General features: G+C 68.4%; 14 protein-coding genes and 1 pseudogene. 9 read left to right on the top strand and 6 right to left on the bottom strand.

Annotation, left to right across the window (positions count from 1 at the left end; all coding sequences use genetic code 11):
- Positions 1–7 precede the first annotated feature (7 nt).
- Positions 8–805 carry a thymidylate synthase gene (locus tag H5411_RS12680; RefSeq protein ID WP_183123849.1) on the top strand — a complete coding sequence of 266 codons (798 nt, stop codon included), beginning with the start codon at positions 8–10 and terminating at the stop codon, positions 803–805.
- Entirely contained in the window at positions 805–1,266 is a 462-nt protein-coding gene (locus H5411_RS12675; protein ID WP_183123848.1) for a dihydrofolate reductase, read from the top strand. Before H5411_RS12680 ends, H5411_RS12675 begins: the two co-directional genes overlap by 1 nt.
- A 105-nt stretch (positions 1,267–1,371) precedes the next feature.
- Here H5411_RS12675 and H5411_RS12670 read toward each other — a convergent pair.
- Together H5411_RS12670 and H5411_RS12665 are read right to left on the bottom strand one after the other, a co-directional pair.
- Positions 1,372–1,500, bottom strand: a pseudogene (locus H5411_RS12670) (LD-carboxypeptidase); the annotation flags it as partial.
- Positions 1,497–2,696: a winged helix DNA-binding domain-containing protein gene (locus H5411_RS12665; RefSeq protein WP_220816845.1), complete on the bottom strand. Its 1,200-nt coding sequence runs from the start codon at positions 2,694–2,696 to the stop codon at positions 1,497–1,499. The pseudogene H5411_RS12670 and the gene H5411_RS12665, both read right to left, overlap by 4 nt.
- A 76-nt stretch (positions 2,697–2,772) precedes the next feature.
- Between H5411_RS12665 and H5411_RS12660 the strand changes: the two genes are divergently transcribed.
- Positions 2,773–3,219 carry a VOC family protein gene (locus tag H5411_RS12660; RefSeq protein ID WP_183123847.1) on the top strand — a complete coding sequence of 149 codons (447 nt, stop codon included), beginning with the start codon at positions 2,773–2,775 and terminating at the stop codon, positions 3,217–3,219.
- Positions 3,220–3,286: 67 nt separating this feature from the next.
- Here the strand turns inward: H5411_RS12660 and H5411_RS12655 are convergent, their stop codons facing one another.
- Positions 3,287–3,730, bottom strand: a complete 444-nt coding sequence (locus H5411_RS12655; RefSeq protein ID WP_183123846.1) for a MarR family winged helix-turn-helix transcriptional regulator — start codon at positions 3,728–3,730, stop codon at positions 3,287–3,289.
- Between the two features lie 79 nt (positions 3,731–3,809).
- Here H5411_RS12655 and H5411_RS12650 point away from each other — a divergent pair, with 79 nt between their 5' ends.
- The 3 genes from H5411_RS12650 to H5411_RS12640 all read left to right on the top strand — a co-directional run bounded on the left by H5411_RS12650 (position 3,810) and on the right by H5411_RS12640 (position 5,861).
- Complete coding sequence (locus H5411_RS12650) at positions 3,810–5,045, top strand: amidohydrolase family protein (RefSeq protein ID WP_183123845.1); 1,236 nt, start codon at positions 3,810–3,812, stop codon at positions 5,043–5,045.
- Positions 5,042–5,599 carry a GNAT family N-acetyltransferase gene (locus H5411_RS12645; RefSeq protein ID WP_183123844.1) on the top strand — a complete coding sequence of 186 codons (558 nt, stop codon included), beginning with the start codon at positions 5,042–5,044 and terminating at the stop codon, positions 5,597–5,599. Before H5411_RS12650 ends, H5411_RS12645 begins: the two co-directional genes overlap by 4 nt.
- 124 nt (positions 5,600–5,723) lie before the next feature.
- Positions 5,724–5,861, top strand: coding sequence for a hypothetical protein (locus H5411_RS12640; RefSeq protein ID WP_183123843.1), 138 nt, complete (start codon positions 5,724–5,726; stop codon positions 5,859–5,861).
- 55 nt (positions 5,862–5,916) lie between these two features.
- Here H5411_RS12640 and H5411_RS12635 read toward each other — a convergent pair whose 3' ends face one another.
- Positions 5,917–6,483 (bottom strand): YceI family protein, encoded by a 567-nt coding sequence (locus H5411_RS12635; protein WP_183123842.1) that lies wholly within the window; start codon positions 6,481–6,483, stop codon positions 5,917–5,919.
- A gap of 25 nt (positions 6,484–6,508) precedes the next feature.
- A complete protein-coding gene (locus tag H5411_RS12630; protein WP_183123841.1) occupies positions 6,509–6,838 on the bottom strand; it encodes a rhodanese-like domain-containing protein in 330 nt (109 codons plus the stop codon).
- A gap of 84 nt (positions 6,839–6,922) precedes the next feature.
- Between H5411_RS12630 and H5411_RS12625 the strand changes: the two genes are divergently transcribed.
- A complete protein-coding gene (locus H5411_RS12625; RefSeq protein WP_183123840.1) occupies positions 6,923–7,378 on the top strand; it encodes a MarR family winged helix-turn-helix transcriptional regulator in 456 nt (151 codons plus the stop codon).
- Here the strand turns inward: H5411_RS12625 and H5411_RS12620 are convergent.
- A complete protein-coding gene (locus tag H5411_RS12620; RefSeq protein WP_183123839.1) occupies positions 7,375–10,209 on the bottom strand; it encodes an RICIN domain-containing protein in 2,835 nt (944 codons plus the stop codon). The two genes, H5411_RS12625 and H5411_RS12620, sit on opposite strands and share 4 nt — an antisense overlap.
- A 284-nt stretch (positions 10,210–10,493) precedes the next feature.
- Here H5411_RS12620 and H5411_RS12615 point away from each other — a divergent pair, with 284 nt between their 5' ends.
- Complete coding sequence (locus H5411_RS12615) at positions 10,494–11,237, top strand: hypothetical protein (RefSeq protein WP_081655249.1); 744 nt, start codon at positions 10,494–10,496, stop codon at positions 11,235–11,237.
- Positions 11,238–11,465: 228 nt separating this feature from the next.
- Positions 11,466–12,389 carry a sensor histidine kinase gene (locus tag H5411_RS12610; RefSeq protein WP_037365766.1) on the top strand — a complete coding sequence of 308 codons (924 nt, stop codon included), beginning with the start codon at positions 11,466–11,468 and terminating at the stop codon, positions 12,387–12,389.
- The last annotated feature ends 360 nt before the right edge of the window (positions 12,390–12,749 follow it).

Genomic DNA, 12,749 nt, shown 5'->3' with positions numbered 1-12,749 from the left:
GGCAGGCATGCCGGACACGCAGTACGAAGACCTGCTTCAGCACGTGCTCGACGCCGGGGCCCGCAAGGGGGACCGCACCGGTACGGGCACGCGGTCGATTTTCGGGCACCAGCTGCGCTACCGGCTGGCCGACGGGTTCCCGCTGATCACCACGAAAAAGGTGCACTTCCGGTCCATCGCCTACGAATTGCTGTGGTTCCTGCGCGGAGATTCGAACGTCACCTGGCTGCGTGACCACGGCGTCACGATCTGGGACGAATGGGCGGCCCCGGACGGCGACCTCGGCCCGGTGTACGGCGTGCAGTGGCGGTCCTGGCCGACGCCCGACGGCGGGCACATCGACCAGATCAGCGAGGTCCTGCGCACGCTGCGCGAGAACCCGGATTCGCGGCGGATCATCGTGTCGGCCTGGAACGTCGCGGACATCCCGCGGATGGCGCTGCCGCCGTGCCACGCGTTCTTCCAGTTCTACGTCGCCGACGGCGAACTGTCCTGCCAGCTGTACCAGCGCAGCGCGGACCTGTTCCTCGGCGTGCCGTTCAACATCGCGAGCTACGCCCTGCTGACGCACATGATCGCCGATCAGGTCGGCCTGCGCGTCGGCGATTTCATCTGGACCGGCGGGGACTGCCACATCTACGACAACCACGTCGAGCAGGTGCGCAAGCAGCTTTCCCGGGACGCGCGGCCGTTCCCGTCGCTGAGTCTGAAACCGGCGGAGAGCCTGTTCGACTACCGCTACGAGGACATCTCGCTGGAGGGCTACGACCCGCACCCCGGAATCAAGGCTCCGGTGGCCGTCTGATGATCGGACTCATCTGGGCGCAGGCGGCGAACCGCGTCATCGGCCGCGACAACGCCTTGCCGTGGCACATCCCAGAGGACATGAAGCACTTCCGCACCGTGACCGCGGGCGCGACGGTGCTCATGGGACGGCGCACGTGGGAGTCGCTGCCGGAGCGCGTCCGGCCGCTTCCGGGGCGGCGGAACCTGGTGGTGTCCCGCACGCCGCAGGAAGGCGCGGAAACGTTCCCCAGCCTGGAGCAAGCGTTTGCGGCCGCCGACGGCGACGTCTGGGTGATCGGCGGCGCGCGGATCTACCAGGAGTCGCTGCCGTTCGCCGACCGGATCGAAGTGACCGAACTGCGCGAGCCCTTCGAGGGCGACGTCTACGCGCCGGAGATCGGCCGGGAGCCGGACGCGGTCGGCGAATGGCAGGAGTCGAAGAACGGCCTGCACTACCGGCACCTGAGCTGGGGGTCCTAGCTGACCGCGGGCCCGACGGTGAGCGTGTCCCCGTCGAGCTTCGCGACCGGCCCGATTCCCGGTGGCGGTCCCGGGAAACGAGACCGCTGCCCCGTCGGCGATCCGGTACGCCCCGGCCCCGCCGCGAGTGGCGATGACCGCGCGCACGCCGGGATCGCGGTAGGCGTCGTTGAGATCGGCGAGCCGGACCTGGTCGCCCGGCCGGATTCGCGGCGGCAGCACGACGTCGGTCATCCGGACCCTCGGCTTGCCCGGCCGCGGACGATGGGCGGCACATAACCCGTGGCGACCACCTCGCCGTCGAACCAGGCGGTCAGCTTTGCCGCTTCTTCTTCCAACGCCGCCGCGGCAGCGAGAGACAGCGGCTCGATCGGCACGACCCGCACCGTCCCGTCCGGCTGCTGAGTCCAGGTCCCGACGATCCGGCCGTTCCACCACGCGGTCGGACCGGCGTTGCCCGCGCCGTCGAAGAGGTGCGGTCCGTGGTCGCCGAGGTAGAAGTCGCGGCTGCGCCAGCCCATCGTCGTCGGGTCGAGGGTCGGGAGAAGCGCCGCCCAGTCCTCGTCGAGCCGGACCTGCTCTTCATCGTCGGGATGCAGCCACGCCGGCGTTCCGTCCTCCAGCAGGGCGGGCGTCGCACCGACGTCGTCCAGCGCCCGGCGGACCGCGGTTTTCGTCGCGCCGAGCCACCACCCGAGGTCGTCCTCGGTCCCCGGCCCGAACGACCACAGCCACCGCCGCACCAGCTCCCGGTAGCCCTCCCGTTCGTCCAGGACGCCCGGATCCTCGCCGAGCCACTGCTCGACAGCCGTCCACACTGGACGCGACACCTGCCAGCGCCCAGCGTTGTCCCCGCGAACCACCGAACCGGTCGCCGCGAGCACGGAAAGCACCCGGGATCCCACCGGGGCGAGCTCGGTGGGCCGTCCCTCGGCGGCGATCCGTGTGTTCAGCTCGGGAAGGCGAGCGCGCAGCTGCGCCGTGGTCCCGGGTGCTTCACGGATCGCTGCTAGCGCCTCGGCGCACCGGTCAGCGACCCACGCCGGACCGTTGTCGATCCCGGCGAGCTCGGCGTCTTTGGCCAGCCGCGCGGTCAGCTGGCGAACCACCCTGGCGGAGGCGCTTCCTCTCGCGGCGGCGAGCAAATCGACCGGGAACGCGAAGACGGTCCGGCGCATGGCCAACTGCCGCACCACAGTCCGTCGGCCGAACAAAGCGTCCGAAATGGACACTCGGTCGGCGCGGGACCGAGCGTACGCGGACAAGTAGATGCTGCTGGACTCAGTGGCGTGCAAACACGTGACCGCGCGGACGGCGTCCTCCACACAGGCCGCGGCGCTCGCCAGTGCGTGCCGCAGCCCGATCCGGTCTCGTCGCTCGTCGTCGGTCACCTTGCGCATGGTTTCGATCATGCCGGAAATAGCGGTCACTCCCTGACCGCTACTGCTGCGAACCTCGTTTCCAGCGCGGGAAAGAGTCCGGCGCGGGAATCGAGGAGTCGAAATCATGGCAGTGCACGCCGTCGCCCACTTGAACTTCCGGGGCGAGGCCAGGGAGGCACTCGAGTTTTACCGGTCGGTGTTCGGCGGGGATATCCGGATCACCACGTACGGCGACTTCGGCATGCCCAAGGACGCGCCCGGCGCGGATCACGTGGTGTTCGGCCAGGTCGTCGGCGAAAACGGGTTCCAGGTGATGGCCTACGACGTCCCCGGCGGGGCCGCCGCCGCGCCGGTCGGCGAAACCACGCGAGAGAACGGGATGACGATCACCACGGAGAAGTTCTTCCTGCCCGTCGACGGCGATTCCGTCGACGAGGTCGGCGAGTTCTGGAAGAAACTGTCCGAGGACGCGACGGTGATCGAGCCGTTCGGCCCGTCGCAGTGGGCCCCGGCGTTCGGCATGCTCCGGGATCGCTTCGGGGTCACCTGGATCCTGCAGGTCGCCGGCTAGCCCGCCGGTCCGCGGCCGGAGTTCTGCGCCGGCCGCAGACCGGCTTCTCACACCCGGGCGCGTCCGCTCACTCGGCTGGCTCGGCGCGCGCGATGGTCTCGTCGGCCCACGATCGGATGGCCTCGAGCTGCGAGGGGCTCAGCGTGTCCAGGAAGTGGCGGCGAATGTTGGCGCCGTGGACCACCAAAGCCTCCTGAATGACCGAACGGCCGTGCGCGGTGAGGCTGATCCCGGTCCGCCGCCCGCTGGGGCCGCTGCGGGTCGGGGTGACCAGATCGCGCGCCTCCATCCTGGTCAGCTGGTGCGAGACGCGGCTCTTCTCCCAGCCGAGGGATTCGACCAGGTCGGCGACGCGCGCCTCGTGGCGGGGGATGCGCCACAGGGTCACGAGGACGCTGAACTCGGCCTTCGAGATGCCGCACTCGCGTTGCAGTCCACGATCCAGTTCGCGGGTGAGCAGGCGTTGCGCGCGCACCCAGGCGTTCCACAGCTCCCAGTCATCGGGCGTCATGGGCAGAGAGCGTACCTGGAGAGTTGACTCATCAACTCCAACGGGCCTAGAGTTGATGTATCAACTTCTGGGAGGGTTCATGCGGACATTGCTCAAGAACGGGACCGTCGTCAGCCTTGATCCGGCGGTGGGGGATCTCCGGCGCGGAGACGTGCTGATCGAGGACGGCCGGATCGCGGCGGTCGGCGCGGCGATCCAGGCCGAAGCCGAAATCGTGGACGCGACGGGCAAGATCGTCCTGCCCGGGTTCGTCGACACCCACCGGCACACCTGGCAGACGGCGTTCCGGGGGATCGGCGCGGACTGGACGTTCGCCGAGTATCGCGACGCCATGCACGGCGTGCTCCGGCCGCACTACCAGCCGGAGGACGTGTACCTCGGCAACCTCCTGGGCCGTCTCGAAGCGCTGAACTCGGGTGTGACGACCCTGCTCGACTGGTTCCACTGCTCCGACCGGCCGGAGAACGCCGACGCGGCGATCGACGCGCTCCAGGAGTCCTCGGGAAGGTCGATCTTCTGTTACTGCGCAACGGAACCCGAAGACGTGAGCCGGGTGCGGAAGCGGCTGCCCGCCGACGAAATGACGTTCGGATTGCGCGGGCCGATGTTGACCACAATGGACACCACGGCCGCCGACGTCGCGCTGGCGCGGGAACTCGGGCTCCGGGTGAGCATGCACGCTCACGGCGCGGTGTGCGATTCGATTCCCGAGATGCACGAACGAAACCTGCTTGACGACCGGACGACGATAGTTCACGGCAACGGCTTCACCGACGCACAGCTGGCGATCCTCGCGGACGCGGGCTGTTCGGTGACGGTCAGCCCGGACGTCGAGCTGAAGATGGGGTTCGGGTGGCCGGAAACGGGACGGCTGCTGGCTGCCGGGATCCGGCCGTCGTTGTCCATTGACGACTGTCCGTCCGCTGGGGGTGACATGTTTTCGGCCATGCGTACCGCGTTCGCCGCGCAGCGCGGTCTGGACGGCGGACTCGTCGCGCGCGATCTGCTCGAGTTCGCCACTCTGGACGGAGCGCGGACCTGCGGACGGGAAGGCCGGGCGGGCAGCATCAGCGTCGGAAAGGACGCGGATCTGGTGCTCATCGACGCGGAGGACCTGTCGGTGTTCCCGGTCAACGACCCGGTGTCCACAGTGGTCACTTCGGCGCATCCGGGGTTGGTGGACAGCGTTTTCGTCGGGGGACGGGCGGTCAAGCGGGACGGCCGGTTGCTGGGCGTCGACCTGCCGAAGCTCAGGGACCGGGTGCTGGAATCGCGCGACCGGATCGCGGCGGCGGCCGGATTGGTGCTCGCGTGAAGGTCCTGGAGACGGACCGGTTGCTGCTGCGGCGCTTCACCGAGGCCGACGTCGAGAACCTGGTCCAGCTCGACAGCGACCCGCGCGTGATGCGGTTCCTCACCGGCGAGCCGACGCCTCGCGCCGAGATCGAGCAGAAGGTGCTGCCCGCCATCCTCGGCGATTACGAGAAAGGCCCGGCTGGCCGGTGGGCGGCGATCGAGCGGGCAACGGGCGAGTTCATCGGGTGGATTTCCCTGCAGCCGCCGGAAGACGGCAGCACGACGGAGCTGGAACTCGGCTATCGGCTGAGGGCGCGAGCCTGGGGCCGCGGCTACGCGACGGAGGGCACCCGGGCGGCGATCCACAAAGGATTCGCCGAACTGGGCACGCAACGGGTGTGGGCGCAGGCAATGGCGGTGAACACCCCGTCGCGCCGGGTGATGGAGCGGGCCGGGCTGAAGTACGTCCGCACGTTCCACCTGCACTTCGACGATCCGTTGGCGGGCACGGAACACGGCGAGGTCGAGTATGAGCTGACCCGGGACGAGTGGACCGCTAAGAGCCGACGCTGAGCCAGTCGGTTGGCGGAGCGCGTCGGCGACCGGCTGCTGCTGTCGAGTTCTCTGTCGCGGCTGGCACCGCAGAGCAGGAATCTGGAGCTCGCGCTCTCGTATTACTTGCGAACGCTCGGCGCGTTTGACCGACCAGTTGTCACCGTGGGCGGAGATCGAGGTTCGGAACCGGCTTGGCGCCTGTCGGCAGGCTCAGGGCGCGGAGGAGGCGGCACGGGAGCAGTTCGATCTCGCTGCCGCGGTGATGACCGAGGCGAACTGATCGGCCCGCCCGGCCGGGTCGGCCACCGCGCCGACCCGGCCGGTCCGCTTCCCGATCAGACGGAGCGGATCGCCTCGACCTCGAGGACGAGTTCGATTTCCTTGGAGACGAGCAGACCACCTGATTCGAGCACCATGTTCCAGGCCAGTCCCCACTCCTCGCGGTTGATCTTGCCGCGGGCGGAGAACACCGCGCGATCGTTTCCCCACGGATCGCGCGCGTGGCCGAGATACTCCACGGCGAGGGTGACCGGATGCGAGACGTCCTTGATGGTCAGGTTTCCGACCATGGTCGCCTCGCTGCCGGACGCGGTGACCGACACCGATTCGAACGTCGCTCGCGGATGATGTTCCACGTCGAAGAAATCGCCGGAACGGAGATGCTCGTCCCGAGTCTGATCGCCACTGTCCACAGTGGCCATGTCAATGACCGCGCGCACGGTGGTGTCTTCGATTTTCTCGCCGATCTCCAGTGTGGCGTCCACCCCGGTGAACCGGCCGCGGACCTTGGTGAGCAGGAAATGTCTGCCCACGAACCCGACCTCGGCGTGCCCGGGGTCGACCTTCCAGGTCCCCGCGGCGGGAAGTTTCGTTCCGGCGACTACGCGAGTTGCGTCTGTCATGGTCTGCTTCAGTCCCTTCTGGCGCTCAGTTTCCGGATTCGGTCGGCAGTCCGGCCGCGATCCAGTCGGCTTTGCCCTCGTCGTAGTCGAAGACCTGGGTGTAGCCGAGTTCCGCCAGATGCTTCGCGACGGTGCCCGAGTTCTGGCAAGGCGAGTCGGCGCAGTAGACGATCACCGCGGAGTCCTTGTCCGGCAACAAGGTCGGCGCGAGCTTCTCGACGTCGTCGACCGGCAGGTTGAGCGCGCCGGGCAGATGCGCCTTCGCGTAGTAGTCGGCGGGCAGGGCCTCGACCACGATCGCCGAGCCGGCGTCGATCCGCTGCTTGACCTCATCGCGGGTGATGGGTTTGACCATCGTTCCTCCTCGAAGAATTTAAGTGCGTCCGCACGCACTCTATGCGTTAGGTGCGCCCGCACGCAATGACCTACACTGGGAGACGTGAGCGACCCGAAGATCGGCCTGGAGGCGTGGCGGGCGATGCTGCTCGCGCACAGCGCCGCGGTGCGAGCCATCGAAACCGACGTGCAGCGGGGCGGGACCGTGCCCCTGGCCTGGTACGACGTCCTGCTGGAGCTGAACGCGGAGGGGAAGAAAGGGCTGCGGATGGCGGAGGTCGCCGACCGGGTGGTGCTCAGCCGGACGCGGGTGAGCCGCTTGGTCGACGAGATGGTGCGCGCCGGGCTGGTGACGAAGCGTCCGGAGCCGGACGACCGGCGGGTCAGCTGGGCGGTGATCACCGACGAGGGCGTCCGCGCGCTGCGCAAAACCGCGCCGGTCTACCTGCGGAGCATCGAACGGCATTTCTCCGCGCACGTCAGCGACGAGGAGGCCGCGGTGATCGGGAAGGCCTTGCTGCGGGTCGCCGAGAGTGGAAAGACCGTGCGGCCGGCCTAGCGCAGCCTCCACCGATGGTCCGCGGTCCCGTTATCGCTGAACTGCACGACTTGGGCACTGTCCGCAGTGGACATCCGGTCGACGCCGAGCACCTTGCCGGAGTTGCGGTTCACGATCCGGAACCAGCCGCTGCCGTCGTCGAGCAGCCGCCAGTCGTGGTCCGGGGTGCCGTTGTCCGTGTACTGCACGACGATCGCGCTGTCCGCAGTGGACATCTGATCGACGCCGAGCACCTTGCCCGAATTGACGTTGCGGATCCGCAGCCATCCTCCGGCCGCCTCGAAGGTCCACAAGTGATCGGCGGTGCCGGTGTCGCCGAATTGGACGACCCGGGCGCTGTCGGCGGTCGACATCCCGTCGACACCCAGCACCTTCGCCGAATTCTGGTTCTCGATCCGTACCTGGCCGTCCGGCACCAGCTGCCACAGATGGTCGGCGGTCCCGCTGTCGGTGTACTGGACCACTCGGGCGCTGTCCGCAGTGGACATCTGGTCCACGCCAAGCACTTTGCCGGAGTTGCGGTTCGCGATCCGGAACCAGCCGTCGCCGTTGTCGACGAGCCGCCAGAGATGATCCGCGGTGCCATTGTCCGTGTACTGCACCACCTGTGCGCTGTCCGCAGTGGACATCTGATCGACGCCGAGCACCTTGCCGGAGTTGTGGTTGCGGATCCGGTACCAGCCGTCGCCGTTCGCGATCAGGTGCCACACGTGGTCAGCGGTGCCGTTGTCGGTGTATTGCACGACCTGTGCACTGTCTGCCGTGGACATGCGGTCCACGCCAAGCACCTTGCCCGAGTTGAGATTCACGATCCGGAAACCGGCCCCGCCGCCGCCGGGCAACCAGGGAGTACCGTCCGGCGCGGCTGTCGGGAAGGACGTGATCCGCAGCCGCGCCGCACCCATCGGGATCAGCGTGACCGATTCGACTTCCGCGGTGCTGCGTGCCGGTGAGGACTGCAGCGGGGTAACGACATGCTGGTCGTCCGCGGTCCATTCGGCGATTTTCCGGGCCGGCGCGGTGATCCGGACCGGCGCGGTGTCCGGGGTGAACGGATTGTCCGGCAGCGGCCCGCCGGTCGCGACGAAGGTCATCGCCGAAGCGTCGCCAGCCAGGCCGTAATTCCAGGGCGTAGTCGCGTGCACGGCGTACTCCGGGAACTGCGCGGTACCACCGAGCTGCTCGTACTGTTCCCCGACCCGCAGCGAATACGTCAGCGGACCGTGGTCGACCGACAGGGAATCGTGGTTCGCGTGCCAGGTTCGCACGGAGGTTCGCTGCGGCAGGGTCAACGTGACGACGTCGCCGTTGCGCCATACTCGCTGGACTTTCGCATACGCAGGCCCGGCCGGAATCGTGACCGGTGCGCCCGCCACGATGAGCCGCGGAGCCGCGCACCAAGCCGGAACCCGGAAATGCCAAGGGAAATTCACCGGCTTCGGCGTCCGGACGGTGAACGTGATCGTCTCCGAGAACGGATATGTGGTGTCCTCGTCGATGGTTACGGAAGTGCCGTCGCCGACCTTCGCCGTGACGCTGCTCGCCGAGTACATCGACGCCGCGAGCCCCTTGTCCGGGGTCGCCAGCCAGAGTTCTTCGGTGAAATACGGCCAGCCCATGCCGTAGTTGTGCGGGCAGCAGCGGTACTGGTCGACGCCGCGCAGATAGGCCTGCATCGCGAAGCCGTTCTGGAATTGGCCTTCGGTCTTGGGCACGTTGTCGAGGTCGATGCTGTTCGCGCTGGTGATGTAATGCACCGCGCGTCCGGCCGGATCGAGCGCGGCGGGCAGCGAATTGAACGCGAGGTCCTCGCAGCGGTCGGCCCACACCGGGTCGCCGGTCAGCCGGGTGAGCAGTTGGTGGCTCGCCATGAACTCGACGATCCCGCAGGTTTCGAAGCCCTGTCGCGGATCGCCGAAGCCCGGTCGCGCGTTCTCGTCCCCGGCGAACCCGCCGCCGGCGAATTGGCCGTAGGCCGCCATGATCCGGTCATAGTCCTGATATGTCGCTTGGACCAGGTTCGCGTCGCCGGAGCGCAGCGAGTACTGGGCGGGTTCGCGGAATCCCTGCGCCACGTTGACGTTGTGCAGACTCGGCAAATTGTCGACCCAGTTCGCCCCGTAGCGGTGGATCTTGTCGGCCAGGTCGAGGAGGAACGCGTCGCCAGTGCGGTTGTACAGCCAGAAAATGCTGTCCAGGCCGTCGCCCCAGCGCATGGTCAGCCAGTCCGCGTCGAAGATGTCGGTGCTTTGCGCGTTCATGTACCGGAAGAACCGGGTCAGCATCGGGACGATGCGCGTGTCGCCGGTGTATTCCTGCCAGGACCGCAGCGCTTGGCTCATCGGCAGATACGGCCAGAAGTGCGGCCCGCCCCGGAATCGGGTGCGCAGTTCGCTCGGTCCGAAGAACCCGTCGGCCTGCTGGGTGGCGATGACCGCGTCGATCCAGCGCCGGGCCGAGGCCAGCGCGGTGCTGTCCCCGGTCACGATGGCGAGATCGACGTACCCGCGCAGCCAGTACGGCAGCTCCTCCCAGCCGCTGCGTTCGGGATGCACCCAGCCGGTGGTGTCGAAGTCGAGGAAGTGCGAGGTCTCGGGGTAATGGCCGCAGAGACCGTCGAGCTGAAGCCGCAATTGCCCAGCGAGCCAGCCTTTCGGCTGGACCGCGCCGGGAGGGAGCCGGAGGAACGCGGCGGGGGCGAGCGGGGCCGCGTTGGACGGGTAGAACCCGCCGCGCCTTCGGTCGCCCACTGCCTCGGCAGTCCCGGCGGACGCCGTGGCGAGCAGCGTGGCGACGGCCCCGGTGACGAAGTGCCTGCGGTTCAGCGGCATGGGCGACCAGCCTCCACTCGGCGTTACAACGTTGTAAAAACAGAAGTACCGGGTGGCACAGCGACAGACAACCGCCGTTCGGCGCAGTGGAGAGTGCGGTCGCCGTCCGAGACAGGACAGCCCTGAGACAATGACCATGAAGCACGGAAAATGCTGTGGCCGGAGAAAAAAAGTGTGCCCTCGGCAGGACTGCCCAAGGATGGGAACGGGGCTGACCAGGAGGTTCTCGCCGGGACGTTGGTGGTGGAGGCCACCTTCGGACTCAGGTCCGCGAGGAGTTCGTCGTGAGTGCCAATTCGCGAACGGTGGCGCAGTTTGTCACGGTCACCATGGGATCAGTCGTTGGACTCACGTTCACGTTCGGCTTCGGGAATGTCTTGACTTTGGCGCTGAAGCTGCAGGTTCCAGTGTTCGTGGCCCCGCTGGTGGCGCCCGCTGTCGACCTGACCGTCCTTGGGTTGCTGGTGGGTACGCGGCATCTGGCGTTGTCGGGCGTTGGCGACGACGTGCTGCGCCCGGCGCGTCGCCTGCTGCTGGCCGCGAGTGTGGTGACTCTGCTGTTGAATGTCGCTGATCCGGTATGTGCTGGTCAATGGGGCAGAGCAGCGTTCGACTCGGTAGGCCCGCTGCTCCTGGTCGGCTGGGCTGAGGCTGGCCCCGGCCTGCTTCGGGCGTTGAGCGCTGCCAGCACCGGTGCCGGATCAGCGTGGTTGCCCGGGTCTTGCGCTGTGGGCCACCGGGATGAAGGCGTGGAGCGGGCGATGTGCGAGCCGTTGGCGCCGGACAGCCGGGAGCGGCTGGGGGCCGCGGCCGGGGGCGCTGGTGATCTTGACGGGGAGTTGGTGGAGCGGGCCCGTCGGGCCGATGCTGAGCACTGGCGACTGCACAGGCGTCCGATTTCTGCGGAGACGTTGCGGAAGGAGCTTCGAGTCGGGGCGACGACATCGCGGGCATTGGTGGCGATGGTTCGTCTGGGGAACGCGTCGGCACTGGGGAAAGGGTATGCGGGCGACGCGCACGGTGCTTAGGTGTCGCCTGCCGGGACCTCACCTCAACCATCGCTAGAGCTCAAAGTGCCGAACCGGGGCCAATTCGGCTTGCCGAAATGACCGGCACGTTCGCTTCGACCGTGCGTCGACCTGGCAGGGAGGGATAGCGTTGGGCATAGTGACCCGAGCTTGCCGGCAGGGTGGCGGCGGTGAGGAAGTGATCGTGATGCGCTCGGAGGAATCGTCGTTGCCCGCGCGGCGTCCGTGATGCGGGCCCGAGCGTTCCTGCATCCGGCGCTGTTCTACCGGGGTGCCGCCGAGTTCTTGGCGGGCGTCGTCCCGTTCGTCCGGGACGGGCTGGCCGCGGACGAGCCAGCAGCGGTCGCCGCGCCGCCGGAGCACGTGGACCTGGTGCGGGCCGAGCTGGGTGCGGACGCGGATCGGGCGCTGCTGGTCGACATGACCGAGGCAGGCCGCAACCCGGGGCGGATCATTCCGGGCGTGCTGCGCGCGTTCGCCGACGCGCATCCGGACGAGCATGTGCGGATCGTCGGGGAGCCGGTCTGGGCGGGCCGGTCGTCGGCGGAGTATCCGGCGTGCGCTCAGCACGAGGCGTTGATCAACCTGGCTTTCCATGGCCGGTGGGCGACCATCCTGTGTCCTTACGACGCCGAAGCGCTGGGCGCGACCGAGCTGGCGGATGCTCTCCGGACGCATCCCTGGCTGATCGAGGGCGCGGGGGAGTGGCGCGAGAGCGGCGATTACGCGCCCGACGCGGTGGTCGCCGACTACAACCGTGAGCTGCCGCCGCCGCTCGGCGCGCGGTCCTTTGCCGTCGCCGAACCCGATCTTGGCGACCTCCGTCTGGTGACGGCAGAGACGGCGCGGCGGCACGGCCTGCCCGAGGACCGGGTCGAGGACGCGGTGATGGCGGTGTCGGAGCTGGCGGTCAACAGCGTGGAGCACGGCAGCGGATCCGCGGTGGTGCGGCTGGGGTTCGCGGACGGCGAACTGGTGTGCCAGGTCCGGGACGAGGGGTGGCTGGCGGATCCGATGGCCGGCCGCCTCCCGGCTCCGCCGGACCAGGTCCGCGGCCGCGGATTGCTGCTGGTGAACCATCTCGCGGACCTGGTGCGGATGCACTCCGACCCGGCCGGGTCGACGGTCGAGGCCCGGTTCGCCGCCGGGTGACCGAGGGTCGCGGGCGGCTGTGCGTGCCTGCCGGAGGACGGCACCCGGACCGGACTGGTGAAGGCTGTGCGGGCGACCGCGGCGGCTGGCGACATCGGGAAAGCGGCCGGGGCGCTGCGCGACGGGGGCTCGCTGACCCTCCGATCGAAACGGTCTTCGTCCTCGGCGTCGACGCCGAGTCCCGGCTGTCGTCTCCCGCGTCGTCCGGGCGAAGGGACGCCCGCTCTCGGATCCGGGTCAGTCACGAGAAGAAACCCGGCCAGGGCCACCGGAATTGATTCTTGTGCTTTTCGGCTGCGGCGGGTTCACCGCTGAATACCGGGGGAGAAGAGGTCTGAAGCCCGGCATGGAACAGACCTG

Source organism: Amycolatopsis echigonensis (assembly GCF_014174495.1).
Lineage (GTDB): Bacteria > Actinomycetota > Actinomycetes > Mycobacteriales > Pseudonocardiaceae > Amycolatopsis > Amycolatopsis echigonensis.
This window is presented reverse-complemented; position numbering and strand designations above follow the sequence as displayed.

Excerpts from the sequence above, each read along its gene's own strand:
- H5411_RS12680 (WP_183123849.1), top strand. The coding sequence starts at position 8 with ATGCCGGACACGCAGTACGAAGACCTGCTTCAGCACGTGCTCGACGCC.
- H5411_RS12675 (WP_183123848.1), top strand. The coding sequence starts at position 805 with ATGATCGGACTCATCTGGGCGCAGGCGGCGAACCGCGTCATCGGCCGC.
- H5411_RS12660 (WP_183123847.1), top strand. The coding sequence starts at position 2,773 with ATGGCAGTGCACGCCGTCGCCCACTTGAACTTCCGGGGCGAGGCCAGG.
- H5411_RS12655 (WP_183123846.1), bottom strand. The coding sequence starts at position 3,730 with ATGACGCCCGATGACTGGGAGCTGTGGAACGCCTGGGTGCGCGCGCAA.
- H5411_RS12650 (WP_183123845.1), top strand. The coding sequence starts at position 3,810 with ATGCGGACATTGCTCAAGAACGGGACCGTCGTCAGCCTTGATCCGGCG.
- H5411_RS12635 (WP_183123842.1), bottom strand. The coding sequence starts at position 6,483 with ATGACAGACGCAACTCGCGTAGTCGCCGGAACGAAACTTCCCGCCGCG.
- H5411_RS12630 (WP_183123841.1), bottom strand. The coding sequence starts at position 6,838 with ATGGTCAAACCCATCACCCGCGATGAGGTCAAGCAGCGGATCGACGCC.
- H5411_RS12620 (WP_183123839.1), bottom strand. The coding sequence starts at position 10,209 with ATGCCGCTGAACCGCAGGCACTTCGTCACCGGGGCCGTCGCCACGCTG.
- H5411_RS12610 (WP_037365766.1), top strand. The coding sequence starts at position 11,466 with ATGCGGGCCCGAGCGTTCCTGCATCCGGCGCTGTTCTACCGGGGTGCC.